At 73.7% G+C, this 24082-nt stretch carries 23 protein-coding genes and 1 riboswitch; of the genes, 8 read left to right on the top strand and 15 right to left on the bottom strand.

The window, feature by feature from the left end:
• Positions 1 to 120 precede the first annotated feature (120 nt).
• Positions 121 to 1332 (top strand): Ig-like domain-containing protein, encoded by a 1212-nt coding sequence (locus Q0858_RS19050; RefSeq protein ID WP_299057799.1) that lies wholly within the window; start codon positions 121 to 123, stop codon positions 1330 to 1332.
• On the opposite strand, the gene Q0858_RS19045 is transcribed toward Q0858_RS19050, so the two are convergent.
• The 6 genes from Q0858_RS19045 to Q0858_RS19020 all read right to left on the bottom strand — a co-directional run bounded on the left by Q0858_RS19045 (position 1305) and on the right by Q0858_RS19020 (position 7110).
• A complete protein-coding gene (locus Q0858_RS19045; protein ID WP_299057797.1) occupies positions 1305 to 2144 on the bottom strand; it encodes a hypothetical protein in 840 nt (279 codons plus the stop codon). The two genes, Q0858_RS19050 and Q0858_RS19045, sit on opposite strands and share 28 nt — an antisense overlap.
• Positions 2141 to 2647 (bottom strand): SigE family RNA polymerase sigma factor, encoded by a 507-nt coding sequence (locus Q0858_RS19040; RefSeq protein ID WP_299057795.1) that lies wholly within the window; start codon positions 2645 to 2647, stop codon positions 2141 to 2143. Before Q0858_RS19040 ends, Q0858_RS19045 begins: the two co-directional genes overlap by 4 nt.
• Before the next feature lie 156 nt (positions 2648 to 2803).
• Entirely contained in the window at positions 2804 to 4564 is a 1761-nt protein-coding gene (locus Q0858_RS19035; RefSeq protein ID WP_299057793.1) for a cytochrome bc complex cytochrome b subunit, read from the bottom strand.
• On the bottom strand, positions 4564 to 5595 hold the full coding sequence (locus Q0858_RS19030; RefSeq protein WP_299057791.1) for a Rieske 2Fe-2S domain-containing protein: 1032 nt from the start codon (positions 5593 to 5595) through the stop codon (positions 4564 to 4566). The genes Q0858_RS19035 and Q0858_RS19030 overlap by 1 nt, the downstream gene beginning before the upstream one ends.
• The gene (locus Q0858_RS19025; RefSeq protein ID WP_299057972.1) at positions 5592 to 6389 is read right to left on the bottom strand and encodes a c-type cytochrome; all 798 of its coding nucleotides are present in this window, start codon (positions 6387 to 6389) and stop codon (positions 5592 to 5594) included. The genes Q0858_RS19030 and Q0858_RS19025 overlap by 4 nt, the downstream gene beginning before the upstream one ends.
• Before the next feature lie 151 nt (positions 6390 to 6540).
• A complete protein-coding gene (locus Q0858_RS19020) occupies positions 6541 to 7110 on the bottom strand; it encodes a heme-copper oxidase subunit III (protein ID WP_299057970.1) in 570 nt (189 codons plus the stop codon).
• Between the two features lie 297 nt (positions 7111 to 7407).
• Here Q0858_RS19020 and Q0858_RS19015 point away from each other — a divergent pair, with 297 nt between their 5' ends.
• Both Q0858_RS19015 and trpD read left to right on the top strand, forming a co-directional pair.
• Positions 7408 to 7833, top strand: a complete 426-nt coding sequence (locus tag Q0858_RS19015; RefSeq protein ID WP_299057789.1) for a hypothetical protein — start codon at positions 7408 to 7410, stop codon at positions 7831 to 7833.
• 5 nt (positions 7834 to 7838) lie between these two features.
• Positions 7839 to 8864 (top strand): anthranilate phosphoribosyltransferase, encoded by a 1026-nt coding sequence (gene trpD / locus Q0858_RS19010; RefSeq protein WP_299057787.1) that lies wholly within the window; start codon positions 7839 to 7841, stop codon positions 8862 to 8864.
• Between the two features lie 24 nt (positions 8865 to 8888).
• On the opposite strand, the gene Q0858_RS19005 is transcribed toward trpD, so the two are convergent.
• Positions 8889 to 9167: an Lrp/AsnC ligand binding domain-containing protein gene (locus Q0858_RS19005; RefSeq protein WP_240238116.1), complete on the bottom strand. Its 279-nt coding sequence runs from the start codon at positions 9165 to 9167 to the stop codon at positions 8889 to 8891.
• Positions 9168 to 9198: 31 nt separating this feature from the next.
• Positions 9199 to 11004: a DEDD exonuclease domain-containing protein gene (locus tag Q0858_RS19000; RefSeq protein ID WP_299057783.1), complete on the bottom strand. Its 1806-nt coding sequence runs from the start codon at positions 11002 to 11004 to the stop codon at positions 9199 to 9201.
• A gap of 71 nt (positions 11005 to 11075) precedes the next feature.
• Here Q0858_RS19000 and Q0858_RS18995 point away from each other — a divergent pair, with 71 nt between their 5' ends.
• The 5 genes from Q0858_RS18995 (at position 11076) to Q0858_RS18975 (ending at position 16571) form a co-directional block, all read left to right on the top strand.
• Positions 11076 to 12344 (top strand): NYN domain-containing protein, encoded by a 1269-nt coding sequence (locus Q0858_RS18995; RefSeq protein ID WP_299057781.1) that lies wholly within the window; start codon positions 11076 to 11078, stop codon positions 12342 to 12344.
• A 66-nt stretch (positions 12345 to 12410) separates the two neighbouring features.
• Complete coding sequence (locus tag Q0858_RS18990; protein WP_299057779.1) at positions 12411 to 12617, top strand: hypothetical protein; 207 nt, start codon at positions 12411 to 12413, stop codon at positions 12615 to 12617.
• Between the two features lie 132 nt (positions 12618 to 12749).
• Positions 12750 to 12920, top strand: a riboswitch (cyclic di-AMP (ydaO/yuaA leader).
• Positions 12921 to 12962: 42 nt separating this feature from the next.
• Positions 12963 to 13931: an NlpC/P60 family protein gene (locus Q0858_RS18985; protein WP_299057777.1), complete on the top strand. Its 969-nt coding sequence runs from the start codon at positions 12963 to 12965 to the stop codon at positions 13929 to 13931.
• 43 nt (positions 13932 to 13974) lie between these two features.
• Positions 13975 to 15324 (top strand): hypothetical protein, encoded by a 1350-nt coding sequence (locus tag Q0858_RS18980; RefSeq protein ID WP_299057775.1) that lies wholly within the window; start codon positions 13975 to 13977, stop codon positions 15322 to 15324.
• A complete protein-coding gene (locus tag Q0858_RS18975) occupies positions 15321 to 16571 on the top strand; it encodes a M48 family metallopeptidase (RefSeq protein WP_299057774.1) in 1251 nt (416 codons plus the stop codon). Before Q0858_RS18980 ends, Q0858_RS18975 begins: the two co-directional genes overlap by 4 nt.
• Before the next feature lie 77 nt (positions 16572 to 16648).
• Here the strand turns inward: Q0858_RS18975 and Q0858_RS18970 are convergent, their stop codons facing one another.
• From Q0858_RS18970 to Q0858_RS18940, 7 genes are all read right to left on the bottom strand, one after another.
• A complete protein-coding gene (locus Q0858_RS18970) occupies positions 16649 to 16897 on the bottom strand; it encodes a Flp family type IVb pilin (protein WP_299057773.1) in 249 nt (82 codons plus the stop codon).
• A gap of 274 nt (positions 16898 to 17171) precedes the next feature.
• A complete protein-coding gene (locus Q0858_RS18965; protein WP_299057771.1) occupies positions 17172 to 17828 on the bottom strand; it encodes a response regulator transcription factor in 657 nt (218 codons plus the stop codon).
• 12 nt (positions 17829 to 17840) lie between these two features.
• Positions 17841 to 19484, bottom strand: a complete 1644-nt coding sequence (locus Q0858_RS18960; protein WP_299057769.1) for a sensor histidine kinase — start codon at positions 19482 to 19484, stop codon at positions 17841 to 17843.
• On the bottom strand, positions 19481 to 20398 hold the full coding sequence (locus Q0858_RS18955) for a type II secretion system F family protein (protein ID WP_299057767.1): 918 nt from the start codon (positions 20396 to 20398) through the stop codon (positions 19481 to 19483). The genes Q0858_RS18960 and Q0858_RS18955 overlap by 4 nt, the downstream gene beginning before the upstream one ends.
• A gap of 1 nt (position 20399) precedes the next feature.
• Positions 20400 to 21389 (bottom strand): type II secretion system F family protein, encoded by a 990-nt coding sequence (locus tag Q0858_RS18950; RefSeq protein WP_299057765.1) that lies wholly within the window; start codon positions 21387 to 21389, stop codon positions 20400 to 20402.
• Positions 21386 to 22903 carry a CpaF family protein gene (locus Q0858_RS18945; protein ID WP_299057763.1) on the bottom strand — a complete coding sequence of 506 codons (1518 nt, stop codon included), beginning with the start codon at positions 22901 to 22903 and terminating at the stop codon, positions 21386 to 21388. Before Q0858_RS18945 ends, Q0858_RS18950 begins: the two co-directional genes overlap by 4 nt.
• Positions 22900 to 24081 carry a P-loop NTPase gene (locus Q0858_RS18940; protein ID WP_299057761.1) on the bottom strand — a complete coding sequence of 394 codons (1182 nt, stop codon included), beginning with the start codon at positions 24079 to 24081 and terminating at the stop codon, positions 22900 to 22902. The genes Q0858_RS18945 and Q0858_RS18940 overlap by 4 nt, the downstream gene beginning before the upstream one ends.
• Between the last annotated feature and the right edge of the window lies 1 nt (position 24082).

Genomic DNA, 24082 nt, shown 5'->3' with positions numbered 1-24082 from the left:
GACCCCCGCCACGCGCGGGGGTCGTCCGCTGCGTTCGGGGGTGTGGACGCCGGGTTAACCTGGACGACGGGTGTCCTCGCGGCCACCCTGTCCGCCCCCTCGTCCGCCCTGGAGGATCCCGTGCCCGTCGTGCGCATGCGCCGCGCGGCCGTCGCCGCCACCGCCGTCCTCGGCCTCACCGTCACCGCCGGCTGCTCCGCGGCCGACGTCGCCGACGCCATCCCCGGCGGATCCGGGTCGAACGGCTCGTCGGGCGACTCGGCCTCGGACACCGGCTCCCTCGAGATCACCGCCACGCCCGGGGACGGGCAGGGCGCCGTCCCCGTCGACGCACGCCCCACCGTCCAGGTCTCCGGCGGCGAGATCGACACGGTGACGCTCAGCGGTCCGCGGAAGGACCTCGACGGCGTGATGGCGGACGACGGCGGCTGGGTCGCCACCGACCGCCTGGAGCCGGGGACGACGTACACCCTGACCGCCGAGGCCACCGGCGCCGGCGGCGAGTCCACGACCTCCCGGACCCGCTTCACCACCCAGGACCTCACGCTCGACCAGCAGACCTTCCCCTCGGTCGCCCCGCTCGAGGGGGAGACCGTCGGCGTCGGGATGCCCGTGATCGTCGCCTTCGACGTCCCGGTCACCGACCGTGCGTCGATCGAGCGGCACCTGTCGGTCGAGAGCACGCCCGAGCAGACCGGCTCCTGGCACTGGATCAGCGACACCGAGGTCCGCTGGCGCCCGAAGGACTACTGGGAGCCCGGCACCGAGGTCACCGTCGACGCGGACATCAACTCCGTCGACGCCGGCGACGGCATCTACGGCCAGGAGAGCCGCACGATCGACTTCACCGTCGGCTCGTCGGTCATCAACCGGGTGGACATCGCGACCCACACGATGAAGACGTTCATCGACGGCGACCTGGCGCGCACCATGCCCATCAGCGCCGGCAAGGGCGGGTTCGAGACCCGCTCGGGCACGAAGGTCATCATGGAGAAGTTCCGGACCAAGACGATGGACGCCGCCACCACCGGCATCCAGCCGGGCGACCCGGAGTACTACAACATCGACGACGTCGAGTACGCCCTGCGTGTCACGAACTCCGGCGAGTTCCTCCACGCCGCCCCGTGGTCGGTGGGCTCCCAGGGCTCGGCCAACGTCAGCCACGGCTGCGTCGGCATGAGCACCGAGGACGCCGCCTGGGTGTACGACAACACCAAGCGTGGCGACGTCGTCGAGGTGACCGGCTCCAGCCGCCCCATGACCGTCGACAACGGGTGGGGCGACTGGAACGAGTCGTTCCGGGACTACGCCGAGGGCTCGGCGGTGGGCTGAGGGTCCCCGTCGATCTCGGCGTCGAGGTCGGTGTACGGCGTCAGTGCCGCCCCCTGCTCGGCGTACTCACCGGGCACGCGGAACGCCCAGACGTCGGCGGTGGCGATCGCGGTGAGCTCGTCGTCGTCCAGAACGGTGCCGTCGCGGGTGACGTCCCAGCGGTTCGAGGGCAGGTCGAGACCGTTGGTCGCCGCCACCACGACCCTGATCCCGCGGGCCTCCGACAGCAGCTCCGCGACCCGGCGCTCGCCGGGCCCGTTGTCGGTGTCGCTGTAGAGGCGGAGCAGGTCGCCGCCCGGCAGGGTGCGCACGCTGCAGTCGGCCATGTAGCCCTCGCAGGTCCGACCCACGATGCCGATCATGTCGCGTCCCTGCACGTTGACCCCCACCTCGCCGAGACCCTCGCCCTCCGGGGTCAGGTGCAGCTCGGCGTAGGTGTCCGGGGCGCCGCCCGAGGCCCCCTGACCGGCGTACGCCCCGGTGGTCCCGTCGGCGCCGACCTCGTCCAGCAGATCGGTGAGAACAGCGAGCGTGGAGCGGCCGTCGAGTCGGACGTCGGGCAGCGGCGACGCCTGCGACGGCCCCTCCGAGGCGACGGTCGCGGGGGCCGGGTCACCGCCGCCGCCGAGCGACGGGACGGCGAGGGCTGCGACACCGCCGATGGTGGCCGCTGCGCCGACCCCCGCCAGGACCACGGCCAGGCGGCGCTGGCGGCGTCGTACGGTGCCGCGGGCCCGGGCGGCGGCGGTGAGGTCGTGGACGTCGACCGCCACGGGGGCGACGGCGTCGTGCATCATCTCGTCGAGCTTCATGAGGGGTCCTCCAGGTCGGGGAAGCGGGTGCGGAGCCGGGCGACCGCCCGGGAGCTGCGGGCTCGGAGCGTCGGCTCGGAGACCCCCAGCAGGTGGGCGGTCTGCGCGACGCTGAGGTCGTCGTAGTACCGGAGGACCAGGACGGTCCGGTCGGTGGGGGAGAGCTCGGCGAGGGCCGCGAGCAGGTCGAGCCGGCGCGCCGTGTCGGGCGCCTCGGTCGGGACCTCGGCGAGGACGTCGGTCGGACGCTCCCCGGCGGACCGGCGACGCCGCTGGGAGAGGAAGGTGCGGACCAGCGTGGTCCGCGCGTAGGCCACCGGGTTCGTCGACGCCCGCACTGCCGACCACCGCGAGAACAGCTTCGCGTACGTCGTCTGCGTGAGGTCCTCGGCGAGGTGGTGGTCACCGCAGAGCAGCACCGCGGTCCGGTGCAGCCGGGTCGCGGTGTCGGCCACGAACCGGTCGAAGTCGAGGGGAGGCTGTCCGGTCGGTGGCTCACCCATGGCGACCACCTCCGGCGGGGTCTCGCTCGTCGTCGTCACACCCCTAGGACGCGGTGGGACCGGGGACGCGTGACAGGGGAACGCGAAAGACCCCGGACCCGACCCGTGGGGGTCAGGTCCGGGGTCCGTCGTCAGACTCCGGTCACGTCCGTGCCGTCAGTGCGGGGTGTTCTCCCCGCGGGCCGTGAGGCTCCTGTCGGAGGCGCCGTCGTGCGCGGGCTCGAGCTCGTGCTCGTGGGCCGCGTGCGCGTGGGCCTCCTCCAGCTCCTCCCGGGTCGGGGTCGCGATCCCGCCGCCGTGCAGGTACGACGAGAGGCGGTGCCGGATCCGCCCCGACCGGGTGGTGGGGGAGGGGACGCCGTTCTCGTCCGTGGCCCGCTCCAGCGCCACCGGCTGGTCCGGGTCGCGCTGAGTGAGGGCGTACGCCTTGTCCAGCGGCAGGGGCTCGTGACGCTCGGAGAAGCCGCCCTGGGCCGACCGCATGATGATGCCGGTCTCGTAGCCGTGGAGCAGGTCCTCGTTGTCCTTGCGCTGCAGCGAGATGCACCAGCGCCTGGTGATGATGAACGCCAGGATCGGACCCAGGATCACGGCCACCCGCAGGAAGTACGTGATCTGGTTGATGCTGAGGTCGAACACGATCGCCAGGATGTCGTTGCCGCCGGCCATCCACATGAGGCCGTAGAACGTCATCAGCGCGACCATGGTCGCCGTCCGACCCGGGGCGTCACGCGGACGCTCGAGCAGGTGGTGGTCCCGCTTGTCCTTGGTGATCCAGGACTCGATGAACGGCAGCAGCAGCAGGATGGTGAACATCAGGCCGGGCAGCACGATGATCGGCAGGAACACGTTCAGCGACAGCGTCACGCCGAAGAACGAGTACTCCAGCGGCGGTCCGGGGAAGATCCGCAGCGCGCCGTCGGGCCAGCCCATGTACCAGTCCGGCTGCGAGCCGGCCGTCACCTTGGACGGGTCGTACGGGCCGTAGGCCCACACCGGGTTCAGGGTGAACAGGCCACCGAGGAGCGCGGTGACGCCGAAGACGATGAAGAAGAACCCGCCGGCCTTGGCGGCGTACACCGGGAGCATCGGGTAGCCGACGACGTTCTCCTCGGTGCGGCCGGGTCCGGGCCACTGCGTGTGCTTGTGGTAGACGAGCAGCAGCATGTGGGCCGCGATGAGGCCCAGCAGCAGGCCGGGGATCAGCAGCACGTGGATCGTGTAGAGCCGCGGGATGATCGAGTCGCCCGGGAACTCGCCGCCGAAGAGGAAGAACGAGACGTAGGTGCCGACCACGGGGATCGACTTCACGAAGCCGTCCGCGGCGCGGATGCCGGTGCCGGACAGCATGTCGTCGGGCAGCGAGTAGCCGGTGAAGCCCTCGAGCGTGCCCAGGAGCAGCAGCAGGCAGCCGATCACCCAGTTGAGCTCGCGCGGCTTGCGGAACGCACCCGTGAAGTAGACGCGGAGCAGGTGCACCATCATCGCCGCGATGAAGAGCATCGCCGCCCAGTGGTGCATCTGGCGCATGAGCAGGCCGCCGCGGACGTCGAAGGACAGGTCCAGCGTCGAGGCGAACGCCTCGGACACGTGGAGCCCGCGCATCTGGTCGTACGCACCGGTGTAGGTGACCTCCGCCATCGAGGGGCGGTACCACAGCGTGAGGAACACGCCGGTCACCAGCAGGACCACGAAGCTCCACAGGGCGATCTCGCCCAGCATGAAGGACCAGTGGTCCGGGAAGACCTTGCGCAGGTTCTTCTTCGCCGCGGTGGCGAGGCCGAGGCGCTCGTCGGCCCAGGTCGCCGCCTTGCCGACGGGCGAGCCCTTCTTGGCCGAGGAGGCCTTCGTTCCGTTGGTGCTGGCGACCTGCGAGGCCACCGAGCCTCCGGTGCCGTTGGACTCTGTCGTGCTCATCAGCCACGCTCCCAGAAGCTGGGTCCGACAGGTTCGGTGAAGTCGGACTGTGCCATCAGGTACCCGTCCTCGTTCACCGCCAGCGGAAGTTGCGGAAGGGGTCGCGCCGCAGGACCGAAGACCACCCGTGCGCCGTCCGACAGGTCAAACGTCGACTGGTGGCACGGGCACAGCAGGTGGTGGGTCTTCCGCGCGTACAGGTTGATCGGGCACCCGACGTGGGTGCAGATCTTGGAGTAGCACAGGATCCCGTCGATGGCCCAGTTCTCGCGGCCCTCGGCGGGGGTGTTGTCGGACGGGTCCATGCGGACGATGACGATGGACGCCTTCGCCTTGTTGACCAGGAGGTCCTCGCCCTCGTACAGCGGCTCGCCCTCCTCGTCGGTCTCGAACAGGGCGATCGGCTGGCCGTTGATGAGGTCGCCGATCTCCATGTCGGAGGGCCGGATCGGGGTGCCCACGACGTCGCGGGCGAGGAGCATGCCCTCCTCCCAGATCGTGGAGAAGAGCTTGTCGCCGGGGAGCGGACCGAGGTCGCGCAGGCCGACGACGGCCGGGATGCCCAGCAGGCCCACGGCGCCGATCATGGTGTTGCGGATCAGGGGACGACGGGCGATGCCCGACTCCTGGAGACCCTCGTCGAGAGCCTTGAGGGTGGCCTCGCGGTCCTCCTCGCTGGAGGCCGCCGGGTGGCGCATCTCCACGATCTCCTTGTCGGCCATCAGCTTGCGGGCCCAGTGGATGATGCCCACGCCGATGGACAGCAGGGCACCGGCCAGGCTGAGGCCGAGGACCAGGGTGGAGGCGCCGAGGCCGCCGAAGGTCGTCCAGTTGTCGCCGATGTCGATGAGGAAGTAGCCGACGACGAAGAGGACGGTGCAGACCATCGAGAAGACGAACAGGCCGGCGACCTGTCGCTCCGCACGACGCTCCTTCGCCTCGTCGACGTCGGTCGGGCGCCAGGTGTGCTCCCCGAGGCCCGGGTCCTCGATCGGCAGCCGCGGCTGCTTGCGTTCCTGCTCGAGGGTCACGTCGTCACCTGGCCCTTCTTCTTGCGATCGGTGCGGGTGGTGTGGGCGGCGATCCAGACGGCGAAGCCGACGAGGACGCCGATGCCGACGATCCAGGTCACGGCACCGTCGACGACGGGACCGAGCGAACCCAGGCTGAAGCCGCCGTAGTCCGGGGTCTCGTCGATGGAGTTCAGGTAGGCGATCACGTCGCGCTTCTCGGTCTGCGACAGGTTGCCGTCGGAGAAGGACGGCATCTGGCCGGGGCCGGTGAGGAGCGCCTCGTAGACGTACTCCTCCTCGGTCTCGCGGACGTTCGGGGCGTACCCGCCCTCGGGCATCGCGCCACCGGAGCCGGCGAAGTTGTGGCAGGCGGTGCAGTTGGTGAGGAAGATCTGGCCGCCGCGGACGACCGCCTCCTCCTGCTCCTCCTCGGTCAGGCCGTCGAGCGACCAGTCCTCCTCGGAGGGGATCGCCGGGCCGGGGCCCAGCGACGCGACGTAGGCGGCGAGCGCCTCGCGCTCCTCGTCGGAGTAGGCCTGCTTCTTGGCGGGGCCCTGCTGGCCGGGGGCGGCGAGCGGCATGCGGCCGGTGCCGACCTGGAAGTCGACGGCCGCGGCGCCCACGCCCACGAGGACGGGGCCGAGCTGCTGGCCGTCGGACGTCTCGATGCCCTCGCCGTTCTTGCCGTGGCAGAAGGCGCAGCCCACCAGGAACAGCTCGCGGCCCTGGGCCACGAGCTCCTCGTCGGCCGAGGCCTGGTCGGCGGCGGCCTGCTGCGAGGGCGCGAACGCGCTGTAGAGGCCCCCGGTCATCAGGAGCCCGAGCAGCAGCACCACCAGGCCGGCCAGGGGTCCCCGACGTCCTCGGGTGAGCCGGCCGGCGGAGCGGTTCAGGAGTCGCACGCTGTTCCTCACAGTGGTTCGGGTCGAGTCTCCGGTACCCAGGGCGGGGACGCGGAACGCCTCAGCGGATCAGGTAGATCGTCGCGAACAGCGCGATCCACACCACGTCGACGAAGTGCCAGTAGTACGAGACGACGATCGCGCTGACCGCCTGCTCGTGGGTGAAGCGCTTGGCCAGGTACGTCCGTCCGAGGACGAACAGGAACGCGATCAGGCCGCCGGTCACGTGGATGCCGTGGAACCCGGTGGTCAGGTAGAACATCGTGCCGTAGGCGGAGTCCGGGATCGTGACGCCCAGGTGGATCAGCTCGGCGTACTCGATGGCCTGGCCGGCGATGAACACGGCGCCCATGACGTACGTGAGGATGAACCACTCGCGCAGGCCCCACTGCTTGATCTGGAAGACCGTGCCGGACCGGCCGGGCTGCCCGCGCTCGGCGGCGAAGACGCCCAGCTGACAGGTGATCGACGACGCCACCAGGATCGAGGTGTTGACCGAGGCGAACGGGATGTTCAGCTCGGCGGTCTGCTGTGCCCACAGGTCGGGGGAGACCGCGCGGATCGTGAAGTACGACGCGAAGAGCGCGGCGAAGAACATCAGCTCGCTGGCGAGCCAGATGATCGTGCCCACGCTGACCATGTCGGGTCGGTCACGGTGCCCGTGGAGCCGGGAGGCCGGGATGCTCGCTGCTGCTGTCGCCACGCGAGCATTATGCCCTCGCACCTGGCGTCTGTCCGGTCGGCCCCTCCGTCGTCACCGGGCCGTGTCCTGTCGCTCCTCGGAGCCGTCGTCGGGTGGTTTCCGACGACCTCCTCCGGGGGTACCGCCTCCGGTCCACCGCCGCAGCCGGCGGTGCCGGTGGGCGGACACGGCGGGAGGGCACGGGGGGCGAGCCGCCCGGGCCGCGGGACGGCTAGCATCGCCGCCGTGGACGAGCAGACCGTGAACCGGACCGCCCCGCTGCGGGTGCTGGTCTACTCCGACGACCGCAACGTCCGTGAGCAGGTGATCCTCGCGCTGGGCCGCCGTCCCCACCCGGACCTGCCCGAGTGCGAGTACGTCGAGGTCGCCACCGAGCCCGTCGTGGTCCAGCAGATGGACGCCGGCGGCGTGGACCTGGCGATCCTCGACGGCGAGGCCGTGCCCGCTGGTGGCATGGGCATCGCGAAGCAGCTGAAGGACGAGATCTACTCCTGCCCGCCGATCATGGTCCTGACCGGGCGCCCGCAGGACGCCTGGCTCGCCACCTGGTCGCGCGCCGAGGCGGTCTGCCCCCACCCGCTGGACCCGGTGCAGCTGGCCGAGTCCGTCATCACGCTGCTGCGCCGCCGCGTGACGACCGCCGGGGCCTGAGCCCCGTGACGAGCTGGGCCGACGTCCTCGGCGCCCTCGTCGCCGGCACCGACCTCGACCGGGACTCCACCTCCTGGGCCATGGGCGAGATCCTCGCCGGCGAGGCGACCCCCGCGCAGATCGCCGGGTTCGCCGTCGCGCTGCGCGCCAAGGGCGAGACCGTCGAGGAGCTCACCGGGATCGTCGAGCAGATGTACCTCCACGCCCACCCGATGGACGTCGAGGGCCGGCTGCTGGACGTCGTCGGCACCGGCGGGGACCGGTCGGCGTCGGTGAACATCTCGACGATGTCGGCGATCGTGGCCGCCGGGGCCGGCGCGACGGTGGTCAAGCACGGCAACCGGTCGGCGTCGTCGAAGGCGGGCAGCGCCGACGTGCTCGAGCACCTCGGCATCCGGCTCGACCTGGCCCCCGAGCGGGTCGCGGAGGTGGCCGGCGAGGCCGGCATCACCTTCTGCTTCGCCGCGGCCTTCCACCCGGCCCTGCGCCACGCCGCCGTGCCACGCCGCGAGCTGGGGATCGGGACGACGTTCAACGTGCTCGGGCCGCTGGCGAACCCCGCCCGGCCCCAGGCCCAGGCCATCGGCTGCGCCGACGCGCGGATGGCCCCGCGGATGGCCGGCGTCTACGCGGCCCGGGGCGTCGACGCCTGGGTGTTCCGCGGCGACGACGGCCTGGACGAGCTGACGACCACCACCACCTCCGCCCTGTGGCGCGTCGAGGACGGCGAGGTCACCGAGCACGTGGTGGACCCCGACGACCTCGGTCTGGCGCGCGCGAGCGCCGAGGACCTGCGCGGCGGCGACGTGGCGCACAACGCCGACGTCGTACGACGGCTCCTGGCGGGGGAGACCGGCCCCGTCCGGGACGCCGTCGTCCTCAACACCGCCGCGGCGCTGGCCGTCCACGAGCGGCGGGAGGGCTCGGTGACCGAGCGCCTCGCCGCGGGCGCCGAGCGGGCTCGCGAGGCCCTCGACTCCGGCGCCGCCGCGGCGACCCTGGAGAGCTGGGTCGGCGCCTCGGCGCGCTGAGGGGTCGCCCGTCGGGCCGGGACCTCAGTCCAGACCGAGCGAGAAGGCGGTCTCGAGGTCGTGGCGCGAGTGCGTGCGGAACGCGATGTGGGTCTCGGTGGACCGCACGCCCTCGACCTTGTTGAGCCGGTCGGCGACCACGTCGGCGACCTCCTCGTGGGTGCGGACCCGCACGAGCGCGATCAGGTCGATCTGCCCGGTGACCGAGTAGACCTCGCTCACGCCGTCGAGGGCCGCGATGCCCTCGGCCACCTCGGGGATCCGGGCGACGTCGGCGCTGACGAAGACGATGGCGGTGATCATGGGCTCACCGTAGCGGCGCGCCCCGGTCGGCTCAGGTCTGCTCGGGCCCGCGCACGGGTCGTACGTCGCGTCGCTGGTCGAAGGGCACGAGGTCGAGCCGGGACCGGGAGGCGGCGTCGTACAGCGCGAGGTGGCGCCCGGCGCCGGCGAGCGGACAGGTCCACTCGCCCTCGACGGCGACGAGGCGCACGCCGGGTGACTCGAGCCAGCGCAGCACCTTCTCGCTCTCCTCCGCCGTCGCGGCCGGGATCGGGCCGGGGCCGCCGCGGACCGTCTCGGCGGAGTCGCGCAGCGTCGAGACCCACGCGTGGGCGTCGTGGCCGGGCGGGATCACGCCGGCCGCGGCGAGGCGCCCGTGCCGCACGACGTGGACCGCCCAGCGGCCGTCGTCCTCCTTGCGGGCGGCGACGATCTCGGGACACCCGCTGAGGGCGCCCAGCCGCTGGGTGCGGGCCGCGGCCCGCACGAAGGCGGCGAGGCGGTCGCGGGCGGTGCCGGCGTCCTCGTAGCGCTCGTCGGCGGCCAGCGCCGCCATGCGGGCGTTGATGTCGGACACGACCTCCTGCGGCTGGTGGAGCAGGGCGTCGCGCAGCCGACCGACCAGCGCGCCGTACGTCGCGGCGTCGACGGAGCCGTCGCAGGGGGACAGGCAGCGGCCCATCTCGGCGAGCGCGCACGCCGAGCCGGACGGCGTGCGGGGGAGCCGACCACCGCACTGGCGGACGGGGAACGTCTCGTGGAGGGCCGCCAGGCAGCGCTCCAGCACCTTCTTGGAGGAGAACGGACCGAGGTAGTCGGCGTCGTCGTCGAGGACCTTGCGGACCGTCGAGAGACGCGGCCAGGGCTCCCGGGTCAGCTTGAGGAAGTGGACCTTCTCCGGGAACCGGGAGCGGCGGTTGTAGCGCGGCTTGTGCTCCGCGATCAGCCGCAGCTCGCGGACCTGCGCCTCGAGCGGGGTGGCGCAGGCGATGCCGCGGACGCCGGTGGCGACCCCGATCATCTCGCCCATCCGGGACCGGGTCTCCGAGGCGGTGAAGTAGGACCGCACCCGGGTGCGGAGGTCGCGCGACGTGCCGACGTAGAGCACCCGGTCGGAGGCGTCGTGGAACAGGTAGACCCCCGGCGCGTGGGGGAGGCCCTCGGCGAGGTGGCGCTTGCGGCGCTGGGCGGGGCTGACCCGGGAGCTGAAGGTGCGGAGCTCCTCCAGGGTGTGCACGCCCTGGGCGCCCAGCCGCGCCAGCAGGCCGTGCAGGACGTCGACCGTGGCCCGGGCGTCGGACAGGGCGCGGTGGTTCGGCGTGGTCCCGGCCCGGAAGACCCGTGCGAGGGTCGCGAGCTTGCAGTTGGGCGCCTCGTCCCGCGTGACCACGCGTCGGGCGATCAGGGCCGTGTCGAGGACCTCGAAGCGCGGCCAGGCGCGGTGCTGCTGCTCGGCGAAGTGACGCAGGAAGCCGACGTCGAAGGGAGCGTTGTGCGCGACGAGCACGGTGCCGCGGGCGAAGTCGAGGAAGGCGGGCAGGGCCGCCTCGATGCGGGGCGCCCCGCCGACCATGGCGTCGGTGATGCCGGTCAGCACCGCGATGAAGGGCGGGATGGCCGTGCCCGGGTCGACCAGGGTCTGGAACTCGCCCACGACCTCGCCGCCGCGGACCTTCACGGCGCCGATCTCGGTGATCATGGCGCCGCCCGCGGCGGACCCGCCGGTGGTCTCCAGGTCGACCACGCAGAACGTCTCGTCCCGCAGGGCCCGCCCGAGCTCGTCGAAGCTGCGCTGCTCCTCCCACCGCGACCCCGCGGCGGCCCGCTCGTCGGGTTTCGTGCTCGTCCTGGTGTCCATCGAGGCGGACGCTAGGACGGACCACCGACAACGGCCGGGCGGCGCGCCCTGGCGCGCCCTACGCTGGTGCCATGTCCGAGGTGCCCGCCACGACGGGCGCGGTCCGCGAGCGGCTGGCCGCGCTCGTGGCCGACGTGCTCCCCTCGGCCGACCCGGTGCCCGCCCGGCTGCGGCGGATCGCCGACTTCGCACCGGCGCGGCGTGCCCGGCTGGGCGGCGAGCAGATCGTCGGCGTCCTCGAGACGGACGACGACTTCCGCGCCCGGGCGGCCGAGCTGCTGGGGGAGCGGGCCGACGCCGAGCGCGACCCGGCCGAGACCGCGGCGCTCGCCTGGCTGCGCCGCGAGCCCGGGTGGCAGCAGACCTGGGAGGCCACCACGGACCGCCTCGCCGCGCGCCTGGAGCTCCAGACCGCCGTGCGGGAGGGCCAGGACGCCGCGCGGGAGGCGGAGCGGGCCGACCGGGCCGAGCAGGCGCTGCGCGAGCTGCGCGGCGAGCGACGGCGCCAGGTCGACGAGCTGCGCGGCGAGGTGGCGACGCTGCGTCGGCGGCTCGGCGAGACGCGCAAGCGGGAGCGCGACGCCCGGCAGGAGGCCGAGGAGGCCGCCGCCGCGGTGGCCGCGGCGCAGGACGACGTCCGCCGGGCGACCGAGGACGGCGAGGCCGAGCGGCGCCGCCTGCGGGCGCGGGTCGAGGAGCTGGAGGCGGCCAACGCGGGCCTGCGGCGTCTCACCCGGGAGGAGCGCAGCGAGGTGGGGCTGCGGGCCCGGGTGCTGCTGGACACCGTCGTCGAGGCCGCCGCGGGGCTGCGCCGTGAGCTGGCCCTCCCGGTCTCCGAGGCCGCCCCCGCCGACCGCGTCGAGCGCCGACTGGCGGAGGCCGCGTCGGCGGGCGGCGGGACGGCCGGTCCCGGCGCCGCCGGACGTGACGGGTCGGCGCGGCTGGAGCAGTACCTCGCCGCACCGCGGCCGCGGCTGCTCGTCGACGGCTACAACGTCAGCAAGACGGCCTGGCCGGAGTCGTCCCTGGAGGCCCAGCGCGCGCGGCTGCTGCGCGCCCTGGCCCCGCTGGTCGCCCGCACCGGGGCCGAGACCACGGTGGTCTTCGACGCGGCGGCCTCCACGACCCGCCAGAGCGCCACCCAGGCCCCCCGCGGCGTGCGGGTCCTCTTCAGCCCGTCCGGGGTGATCGCCGACGACGTCATCGCCGAGCTGGTCGAGGCCGAGCCGACCGGACGCATGGTCGTGGTCGTCTCGAGCGACCAGGAGGTCGCGAGGCACGCCGCGCAGCACGGGGCGCGTGCCGTGGCCTCGCCGGTCCTGCTGGCGCTGCTCGGCTGAGCCCGCCGCGGGGTCCCGACACGCCGTCCGCCGCCGTTGTCGGTGGCCCCTGGCACGGTCCCGACCATGACGACACTCATCGACTGCGACTCCTGCCTGGTGCGCGGTCTGCACTGCCACGACTGCGTGGTCACCGCCCTGCTGGGCCCGCCGCCCGAGCTGGAGCTGGACGACGACCAGACCCGCGCCCTGGCGGTCCTGGCCGACGGTGGACTGGTCCCGCCCCTGCGCCTGGTGCGGGCGGTGTCCGCGCCGGAGGTGGAGAGCGCCTGAGACGCCGGCGGGGCCCTCGGTGGGGCTCCCGGGCCGTGGTGTCCACAGGAGGACACCCGCAGTTTGCCGGGTGGTGGTCCCGGGGTTAGCCTCGTCCGCGGTGGCCGTGGCCGCGGGTCAGACCGGATCCGCACGGGCACCACGTCGAGTCCTGAGCCGTGGCACACACGGGGACGGAACCGGGGAACCACATCCACTGGGGTGAATCCGCGGCGAGACCGGCGCCCCCGCGCCGAGGAGCCACGGTAGGGCGGTCGTGCCCGAACCCGTCAGCTCACCCGGTAGGCGAACGACCAAGGAGATCCACCCCCCGTGCCCTACCCCCGCATGCGTGCGATCACGGCCGTGTCCGCCTCTCTGGTGATCCTCGGCTTCGCCGTGGGCCCGGCGAACGCCGACCCGGACGTCGACGACATCGACAAGGTCTCCGATCGGGTCGACCGGCTCTGGCACGAGGCCGAGCAGGCCCAGGAGCGCCACCACGACGCCTCGATCGAGCTGAAGGAGCTGCGCCGCGAGCTGCGCGGCCTCCGCTCCGACGAGGAGCGTCAGTCGACGCAGGTCGACGGCGTCCGCACCCAGGTCGAGGACTCGATCGTCAGCCAGTACACCGCCGGCGCCGGGGTCGGCACCGTCGGCGAGCTGGCCGTCTCCGAGGACCCGGACGCCTTCCTCTCCGACCTGTCGACCATGTCGTCGTTCAACGACATGCAGGACGACATGTTCGACGACTACGCCACCGAGCTCGACGCGCTCGACCTGCGCGAGGACGCCGTGGCCTCCCGGACCGCCGAGGTGGAGGACACCGAGGCGGAGCTCCGCGAGGAGATGGAGACGGTCGAGGACAACGCCGACGAGGCGCAGGAGATCCTCGACGGCCTCGAGGCCGAGCAGGCCGAGCAGATCGCCGCGGCCGCGTCCTCCGGCTCGACCACCGAGGTGCCCACCGACGTCCCGCCCGCCGGTCGTGCGCAGGCCGCGGTCGACTACGCCCTCGCCCAGGTCGGCGACTCCTACGTGTACGGCGCCTCGGGCCCGGACGCGTTCGACTGCTCCGGTCTGACCTCGATGGCCTGGGCGCAGGCCGGGGTCGCGCTGCCCCGCTCCTCGGGCGCGCAGATGGCCGGTGGCGGCACCCCGGTCTCGATGAGCGACCTGCAGCCCGGCGACCTGGTCTTCTACTACAGCCCGGTCAGCCACGTCGCGCTGTACATCGGCAACGGCCAGATCGTGCACGCCGCCAACCCGGGCACCGGGGTCGTCGTGGCCGGTGTGTCCACCATGCCGGTCTCCGGCGCGGTGCGCCCCGGCTGAGCCCCCTCCCACGTCGTCAGGTGGAGCCGGTCATCCTTCTCGGGTGACCGGCTCCGTCGTGCGTGGACCCCGAGCGTGGGTCGCCCGTGTCCCGCGGCGGCTCGCGGTCGGCGTCCTCGTCGTGGTCCTCGTCGCCGTCGGTGCGGGAGCGTGGTGGGTCCAGCGTCCGTACGCCAGCGACCTCGGCGACACCGCCGGCCGGTCGGCCGGGACGGTGTCACCAGGGCTGGCGGCGCGCGCCCTGGCGCAGCTGCGGACCGCGCTGGTCGACGGCGACCGCGGCACGGCCCGTGCCCTCGCCCCCTCCGACGACCCGGCGGCCGCCGACCTGCTGGAGGCGGTCGTCGACAACGTCGAGGCGCTGCGGGTCGACGACCTGGGCCTCCGCTACGTCGACGAGGTGCCGGCCGCCGAGGGCACCCCGGCGGGCCGGTGGCCGGCCGCGGTGGAGCTCACCTGGCGCTTCGAGGGCCTCGACCCGGGTCGCTCCAGCGTCGAGACCGTCGTGGGCTTCGCCCGCGACGCCGACCGGGTGGCGGTCACCGGCTTCGGTCCGGCCGCCGGCGCGGCCACCGGTGAGGCTCCCTTCGGCGGCTCGGGCGCCTCGACCTCCGCCGGCACCCGGACGCCGGTGTGGCTGAGCGGACCGGTCGAGGTCCGCCGGGGCCCCGGGGTGCTCGTCCTGGCGGCCTCCGAGGTCGCCGGGGAGCTGGACCGCTACGCCGCGCTCGCCGACGCCGCCGTCCCCGCGGTGGCCGCTGACGTGCCCGACTGGGACCGCCGGCTCGTGGTCGAGGTGCCGCGCGACGGTGCGGCACTGGCGGCGGCCGTGGGGTCGGACGAGGGGTCGGTGGCCGCCGCGGCGGCCATCACCGCGGCCGTCGACGGCAGCCCCGGCGCGGAGGCGGGCGGCGTCCACGTCTTCGTCAACCCCGCGGTGCTCGACCCGCTGGGCGCCCGGGGCGCGCAGCTCGTCATGAGCCACGAGGCGGTGCACGTCGCCACGCGGGCGCCCGGGAGCCCGGCGCCGACCTGGCTCGTCGAGGGGTACGCCGACTACGTCGCCCTCCAGGGGGCGGGGATCGACGAGCAGCGTGCCGCCGCCCAGGTCGCGGAGCGGGTGCGGGAGGACGGCGCCCCCGCCACCCTGCCCACGCCCGCCGACTTCGACCTGAACGGCACCCACGCCGGCGCGACGTACGAGGCGGCCTGGCTGGCCTGCGTCCTCCTGGCGGAGCGGGCGGGCCCGGACGGGCTGCGGCGGGTCTACGAGCGCGCCGACGCGGGGGAGCCCCTCCCGAGCGCCCTGGCCGGGGCCACCGACCTGGACGTGGCCGCGCTGACCCGCCTGTGGCAGGAGCGGCTGCGCGCGGTGGCCCGGAGGGCCTCGTGACGGGGCACCGGCGGGTCGCCCTCGTGGTCGTCCTGGCCGCCGGGGGACTGTTCGTGGTGCTGGCCGCCCTGGGCGTGCCCTGGGACCCCGTGCCGGGGGCTCGTCCGCCGGCGGCGGACGCCGACAGCGTGTTCTCGGCGGCCGAGCTCTCGCGCGCGGAGGCGTACTCGGGCACCGCACGGCTGTGGAGCCGCCTGTCGCTGGTGGCCTCGCTCGCCGTCGCGCTCCTGCTGGGGTTCACCCGGGCCGGCCGGTGGCTGGTGGGCCGGCTGCCGGGTCCCTGGTGGGTCGGCGTCCCGCTCGCCGCCGTCGCGGTGCTCGTCGTGGGCCGGCTCGCGACGCTGCCGTTCTCCGCGGCCTCGCGGGTGAACGCGCTGCGGTACGGCCTGACGGAGCAGGGGTGGGGGGCCTGGTCGGTCGACGTCCTCGTGTCGCTCGGCGTCGAGGCGGTGGCGACGTCGCTGGCGCTGCTCGTGCTCCTCGGGGTGCGCCGGCGGCTGCCGACCGCCTGGCCCGCCGTGGCGGGGGTCCTGATGGCCGCCCTCGTGCTCGGGGCGTCCTTCGCCTACCCCGTGGTCGTCGAGCCGCTGCGCAACGACTTCACCTCGCTCCCGGACGGCGCCCTGCGCACCGAGATCCTCGACGTGGCGCGCGAGGAGGGGATCGCCGTGGACGACGTCCTCGTCGCCGACGCGTCCCGTCGGACGACGACCCTCAACGCGTACGTGTCCGGCTTCGGCGGCACCCGCCGGGTCGTCGTGTACGACACCCTCGTCGGCGGCCTGGAGACCCCGGAGGTGGTGTCGGTGGTGGCGCACGAGCTGGCCCACGCCCGCCACGACGACGTGCTGGTGGGCTCCGTGCTCGGGGCCGCAGGCGCGGCCCTCGGCGCCGGGCTGCTGGGTCTGCTGCTGCCCGGGCGTCGCCGGCGCGGCGAGGACGCGAGCGAGCCGGGGGACCGGGCGGACGAGGTCCTCCTCGTGCCGCGGGTACTGGGCCTGGTGGCGGTGGCGGTGCTGGTGTCGACGCCGGTGCAGTCGACCATCAGCCGGCAGATCGAGCTGCGGGCCGACGTCGACGCGCTGTGCGTGACGCGGGACCCGGAGGCCTTCGAGCGGCTGCAGACCATGCTGGCCGTGCGGTCCCTGGCCGACCCGGAGCCGGCCGGGTGGTCCCAGGTCGTGTTCGGCACCCACCCGACCGCGCTCCAGCGGATCGGTCTCGCCCGGGGCTTGGACTGCGGCTGAGCGAGTCCGGACGTGGGACGACGGCCGCCGGGGGCTCGAGGCCCCCGACGACCGTCGCGGTCAAGTCGTAGGTGCGATCACGGGGTGGTGGCGGGGGCGTCCTCGCACGTCTTCGACGTTCCGTCGCCCGACACCTTGGCGCCGACCTTCGTGCAGGTGTCGGAGAAGGCGCCGGTGATGTTGCCGCCCAGGAAGAAGACCACGCCGACGATGACGGCGGCGATGCCGGCGACCAGCAGGCCGTACTCCACGGCGGAGGCGCCGCGCTCGTCGCGGGAGCGGAAAGGGGAGAGGCGGTCGACGAGGGTGCGGAGGGTCTCGGTCATGGTCGTGTCCTGTTCGAGGAGGAGGGAGCGGGGTAGGTCGAGGCTCCCGAGTCACCCGGTCGTCCCGATGGATCAAGGATGCGATCGCCGCGCCCTCACCGGTATCGGGACTTCGCACCGAGCTCCCTAGTCATCTTGAGCTAGTCCTGAAGAACTCTTGTAGGAACTTTGAGGAATCGCCTGACAGGACCCCGTTCGTGCAGGTCAGATGGGGTCCGTGTACCCACCGGCGGCCCGGTTTTGCCGGCGCCCTGCGACGGGACCGTCTGGTCATTCAGGGCCGGGCGGCGGGCTGCACGCTCGACAGCAGCCCGATGCGCATGGCGGTGACCAGCGCCTGGGCGCGGTTGGTCGCCCCCAGCTTCTGGTAGATCTTCGCGATGTGCGACTTCGCCGTCGACTCGCTCATGTGCAGCCGACGGGCGATCGTCGAGGTGCCGGCGCCGTCGGCGAGCAGCACCAGGACCTCGTGCTCCCGGGGCGTCATCCGGGTGGACTCCCCGGAGACCCGGCGCAGCATGGCCTGCGCGAGCCCGGCGCAGACGAAGCTGCGCGGCGAGGAGGCGGCGTGCCGCGCGGCGCCGACCACCTCGCCGGAGGGCGCGTCCTTGCCGACGAAGCCGGACGCGCCGGCCTCCATGGCCGCGAAGATCTGGTCGTCCCCGGAGTGCATCGTCAGCACGATGAGGCCGACGTCCCGGCTCTCCTTGCGCACCGAGCGGACGACGTCCAGCCCCGTGCCGTCGGGGAGCTGGAGGTCGGTGACGATGACGTCGGGACGGTGAGCCTCCCACGCCTCGAGCGCCTCGCCGACGTCGCCGGCCTGCGCGACGATCTCCATCTGGGGGTCACGGCCGAAGGCCGCCGCCAGCCCGTGGCGGATCAGCTCGTGGTCGTCGACCAGGAGCACGCGGGTGGTGGTCTCCGGCATGGTGGGACCACCTTAGTCCGCGGCGACGTCACCCGGTGCGGTGCTCGCGGGGACGCGTGTCACCCCGGCGGGCTCGACCCCGGGCTCGGACCCCGGGTCGTCCTCCGTCGGTGACTGGTGCCGCACGGACACCACCGTGCCCCCGCCGGGGGCGTCGCGGATGTCGAGCTCGGCCCCGATCAGCGCTGCTCGCTCGCGCATGATGGTGAGGCCGTGGGAGTCGGGGCGGATGGAGCGGATGCCGAGCCCGTCGTCGCGGACCGTGATGTCGTAGCCGGGCGGGGTGACGCGGCAGCTGACCTCCACGACGTCCGCGCGGGCGTGCCGGACGGCGTTCTGCAGGGCCTCCTGGGTGATGCGCACCAGCTCGGCCTCCACGGACGGCCACAGCCGGGTGGTGCCCTCCTCGATCCGGACGCGGATCGGCACCCCGGAGACGTCGGTGAGGTTGCGGGCCAGGTCGCCGATGGCGGCGCCCAGGCTCGGGCTCGTGTCCACGTCGGCGCGCAGGGTCTGCACCGACCGGCGGACCTCGGACAGGACGCGGGTCATCGTCGCGCGCAGCAGCTCGAGGTCGGCCTGCTGCTCGGGGGACGACGGGGCCTCGAGCATCATGTCGACCATGTAGCCCATCGACGCGATGTCCTGCGCCACGCCGTCGTGCATCTCCCGGCCGAGGCGCCGGCGCTCCTCGAGGGTGGCCGCGTCGCGGACCTCCGCGAACAGCAGGGCGGCGTCCAGCTGCAGCGCGAGCGGCTGCAGACGGCCGAGCAGGTCCCGCAGGGTGCGGTGGAGCTCGAAGGGGTCGGGGTCGACCCGCTCGGAGACCGAACCCGTGATCACGCCGACCATGCCGGCGTCGGTGGCCACGCGGAACGCGAAGTCGAAGCCCTGGACCCGTGCCACGCCGTCGTCCCATACAGCGGCGGCGAGCGCGGCGGCGTCCTCCTCGCGGCCGGCGGCAGCCCGCCCGGACGCGGGCTTGCCGGCCAGCACGATGAGGCCGTCCCCGGCGGGGACGTGCAGCGCCAGGCGCGTGGTGGGGATGACGTCGCGGGTCCGGACCAGCAGGCGGTGGCCGATCGAGACGGGGTCGAGGCCGCCGCGGAGGTCGTCGGACAGCTCGAGGAGCTGGCGGATCAGGTGCCGGGCGTCGCGGTACGGCGCCTCGCCCTCGGCGTCGCCGTCGGAGTCGGAGCGCACGAAGGTGGCCATCATGCCGAGGCCCAGCCCGAGCACGATCCAGGTCGTGAGCTCGACGCCCTCCGCGGCGCTGAAGGGCCCGCCGACCGCCAGCGTGGCCCCGACGACCACCACGGACTGCACCAGGAGCGCCTCGACCACCCCGCGGGACCCGCGCCGCAGCCCGGCGACGAAGGGCAGGACGGCCAGGGCGGGCAGCGGGAGCAGCGTGTCGTGCACGACGGCGCCGCAGACGATGGCGACCAGCGTGGCCTCGAGCGCGACGCGCACGGCCCCGGGGAGGCGGCGCACCGGGGCGGAGTGCACCAGGATCCAGACGGCACCGACCACGAGCAGGGCGACCACCGCGGTGCTGTCGCGCTCGTACAGGCTGAGGCCGCCCAGCGTGAGCAGCACGAACACCCGGGCCGACGTGCTGAGGGCCTCGGGGGTGGGGGAGAGCCAGCGGGTCAAGCCAGGCCCCCCTCCATGATGGTGATCGCCGCGGGGCCGAGCACGGCGATGAACAGACAGGGCAGGATACAGAAGATCAGGGGCACGGTGATCTTGACGGGCAGCTGCTGCGCCTTCTCCTCGGCGTACTGACGCCGCTTGGTCCGCATCTCCGTCGTCTGGACGCGCAGCACCTGCCCGATGGGGATGCCGAAGGTGTCGGCCTGCACCAGGGCGCTCACGAACGACTTGAGGTCGGGCAGCTCGGAGCGCTCCCCGAGGGCCCGCATGGCGGGGCCGCGACCGGAGCCGATCTGCATCTCGCGGAGCACGCGGGAGAACTCCTCGGACAGCGGACCCTCGGTGTTCTGCGCCACCTGCTGCAGCGCCGCGTCGAAGCCGAGGCCGGACTCGACGCTGATCGTCAGCAGGTCCACGGCGTCCGCGAGCTCCTTGCGGATCCGCTCCTCCCGGTCGTAGGCCCGCTGGTAGAGCCACAGGTCGGGTCCGAGGAAGCCGAGCAGCGTGCCGCCCACGGTGACGAGCGCGAGGACGGGCAGGCTCGGGCCCCACAGCAGGCCCACGACGAGGGAGACCACGAGGCCCGTGGCGCCCGCGATGACCTTCGCCGACGCGACCCGGTCGGCGTCCCAGCCGGCGGGTGCCCCCGCCCGCTCGAGCTTGCGGCGCAGCTTGGCGGGCCCGTTGGCGCCGACGAGCGTGCGACCGAGCCCGAGGGTGCGGGCGCGGAGGGGACCGGCGACCCGCTCCGAGAACGGCACGTCGAGCTCGTCGGTCATCGACTTCGGGGGCCCGCCGACCGCCTCGACCAGGGCGAGGGAGCGCGCCACGCCGCCGCTCTCGGAGCGGGTGGCGAGCCCGAGCAGCACGAGGGCGAGCACCACGAGGGCGAGCCCGACCACGAGGACGGCCACCTCAGACCTCCATCTTGACCATCTTGGTCATCCAGAAGAAGCCGACCAGCAGCAGCAGGGTCGCGGCGCCGAGCATGATCCAGCCCCGGGGGTCGGTGAAGAGCGGCTCGACGTAGGTGTAGTTGGTGAGGACGAGGTAGCCCAGGAAGACCGGCGGCAGCCCGCCCAGCACGTACGCCGAGAGCCGGCCCTCCGCCGAGAGCGACGCGATCTGGCGGCGCAGGTACTGCCGCTCCCGCATCGTGGCGGCGACCGTGTCGAGCAGCTCGGCGAGGTTGCCGCCGACCTCGCGCTGGATGCGGACGGCCATGACCACCCAGCCGAAGTCCCGGCTGCCCACCCGCTCGGCGACGCCCTCGAGCGCGTCCTCGAGGTCCACGCCCAGCCGCGTCTCGACGATGGCGCGCCGGAACTCCGAGACCATCGGCTCGACGCCCTCGCGGACGATGGTGTCGACGGACTGCATCAGGGACAGACCGGCGGACAGCGAGCCGGAGATGAGCTGCAGGGTGTCCGGCAGCGCGGCGTCGAACTTCTTCCGGCGTCGGGCGACCTTCAGCCCGAGCACGACCCACGGGCCCACCGCGCCGAGGACGAGCGCCAGCAGCGTGAGCAGCGGGTTGCCGCCGCTGACGAGCAGCACCAGCAGGGTCAGCCCGACGAACACCGCCGCGTGGAGCAGCAGCCACTCGTGGGCCTTCATCGGGCTGCCCGCCGCCTCCAGCCTGCCGGCGATGCGCGCCTCGAGCCCGGGGTGCCCGTCGAGGGTGCGACGCGCCGCGGCCTTCGACGAGGCGAACCGGTCGGGTCCGGGCGCGGCGTCGGCGTCCCCCGCGCCGGGCCTGGCCGCCGACGCCCGCGCGGTGTAGGCGCCGACCCGCTCGGCGGGCGACAGCTGCTCGGAGCGGGGGAGGACCAGCACCACCAGCACGCCGAGGAGACCGACGCCCAGGGCGGCCACGCCGCCGTACAGGACGAGGTCGGCGCTCACGGCTCGTCCAGGGCGAAGACCGACGGGTCGACCGTGACGTTGGCGTAGGCGAGCTTCTCGAGGAACTTCGGGCGGAGGCCGGTCGAGCGGAGCCGGCCGCGGGTGTTGCCCTGGGCGTCGAAGCCGGCCTTGTGGTCGTAGACGAACACGTCCTGGAGCGTGATGACGTCGCCCTCCATCCGCTCCACCTCGGTGATGTGGGTGATGCGGCGCGACCCGTCCTTGAAGCGGCTCTGGTGCACGACGAGGTCGACGGCCGAGGCGATCTGCTCCCGGATCGCGCGGACCGGGAGGTCCATCCCCGCCATCAGCACCATCGTCTCCATCCGGGACAGGGTGTCGCGGGGGCCGTTCGAGTGCAGGGTGCAGATGGAGCCGTCGTGGCCGGTGTTCATCGCCTGGAGCATGTCGAGGGCGGAGGCGTCACGGACCTCGCCGACGATGATGCGGTCGGGTCGCATGCGCAGGCTGTTCCGGACCAGGTCGCGGATGTGGATCGCGCCCTTGCCCTCGATGTTGGCCGGGCGCGACTCGAGCCGGACGACGTGGTCCTGCTGCAGCTGCAGCTCCGCGGCGTCCTCGATGGTGACGATGCGCTCGTCGCGGGGGATGAAGTCGCTGAGGACGTTGAGCGTGGTGGTCTTCCCGGCGCCGGTGCTCCCGGAGACGATGATGTTGAGGCGACCCCGGACGCAGGCGTCGAGGAACTCCGCGGTGCGCGGGGTCAGGGAGCCGAAGCGGACCAGGTCGGCGACCCGCAGCGGGTCCTCGGAGAACTTGCGGATCGTGAGCGCCGAGCCGTCGATGGCCAGCGGGGGGATGACGGCGTTGACGCGGGAGCCGTCCGCGAGCCGCGCGTCGACGAGCGGGCTGGACTCGTCGACCCGGCGCCCGATCCGGGTGACGATCTTGTCGATGGTGCGGCGCAGGTGGTCCTCGTCGTCGAAGCGGGCGTCGGTGACGACCAGGCGGCCGTTCTTCTCCAGCCACACGCTGTGAGGCCCGTTGACCATGACCTCGGAGACGTCGGGGTCGCGCAGGAACTCCTCGATCGGTCCGTAGCCGAGGACGTCGTCCGAGATCTCCTGCGTCACCCGCTGCCGCTCGGCGGCCGACAGCGGGCGGTCCTGGGTGCTGATGACGTCGGCGAGGACGACGCGCACGTTCCGCGCCAGCTCGTCGTGGTCCATGTCGGCGGCGTACAGCTGGGGGCCGAGCTGGGTCAGCAGCTGCGCGTGGACGGTCCGCTTGAGCTCCTCCACCCGGTCCGCCTGGGCCATTCCGCGGCGACGGGACACCTCGACGCCGGCGGGTGCGGTCGGCGTCTCCACCACCGGTGGCAGGTCCGTCGGCGGCGGGGGCACGGCGGCCTGCGTGAGCAGCTGGGCGGGCGTGGCACCGGTGGCGTCGACGGCGGTCGAGGCGCCGACGAGGGCGTCGGCCGGCTCGTCGGCCCGCGCGCGGTCCGCCCGCGCGGCCCGGGACGCCGCCAGCCGCTCGGAGAGGTTGCTCATCGCCGTCCCCCGAACAGGCGCCGCCGGGAGTCCGCCTTGCGCGACCGGGTGGACCCGCCCGGCAGGGGCGCGGCGGGCTCGCCCGCGACGACGCGGACGAGCTGGCGCAGGCCCGCGGTCACCGCGTGGTCGGGGCGGGCCAGCACGATGGGACGGCCGGCGTTGGTGGACGCGGCCACCTCCATGGCCGACGGCAGCCGCACCGCGACCGGCATGCCGAGGATGCCCTCGACCTGGTCGGCACCGAGGCCGACGGCGTCGTCGGCACGGTTGAGCACCAGGTGCCGGCGGCCCTCCGCGATGCGGAGGGTGTCGAGCGTCCCGCCGGCGATCTTGACGTTCTTCAGCGTCGGCACGTCGAGCGTGGCGACCAGCACGAGGTCGTCGGTGTCGTCGAGCGCGGCGAGGGTGTGCTCGTCGAAGGCGGGGGCGGTGTCGACGACGACGAAGTCGAACTGGCCGGCCAGGGTGTGCAGCACCGCACCCACGAGCTGGGTGCTGATGCGGTCGAGCGCGTCGGGGAGGCTCGGCGCGGCCAGGACGGCGACGCCGTCCGGGTGCCGGGTCAGCAGCGGCTCGAGCAGGGCGTAGTCGAGGCTCTGCTCGGCGCCCGCGGCGTGCTCGATGGAGTGGCTGGGGAACAGCTGCAGGGTGATCGCGACGTCGCCGAAGGCGAGGTCGAGGTCGACGAGGCAGACCTGGCGCGCCCCGCGGTCGGCGAGCGCCAGGGCCAGGTTGACGGCCACCGTGGTCTTGCCGACGCCCCCCTTGGGGGAGAAGACGGTGACCACACGGCCGTGGTGCGCCGCCCCGCCGGGGCCGCGCAGCGCGGTCCACAGCTCGTAGGCGCGGCCCACGGCCCCCTCGAGGGCGGGCAGGTCGTCGAGGGCGAGGACCTCGCGGACACCGGCGTGCATGGCGCGGCCGAGCACCTCGGTGTCGACCAGGCTGCGCACCAGCAGGACCGAGATGGTCGGTCGGGCCGTCCGCAGCGTCTCGCAGACGGCCAGCGCCTCTTCGAGGGGGAGGCTGGGGCCCAGCAGGACGACGTACTCCTCGGAGCGGATGGCGAGCCAGGCGAGCAGCCGGTCCGCGGCGGGGACGGAGTGGCCGCCCGGTGGCAGGGCCGCCAGGAGCTTCTCGGCCGCGGCGGGGTCGGGGTCGACGACGACGGGCACG

It is taken from the genome of uncultured Nocardioides sp. (genome assembly GCF_947489365.1).
Taxonomy (GTDB): Bacteria; Actinomycetota; Actinomycetes; order Propionibacteriales; family Nocardioidaceae; genus Nocardioides.
This window is presented reverse-complemented; position numbering and strand designations above follow the sequence as displayed.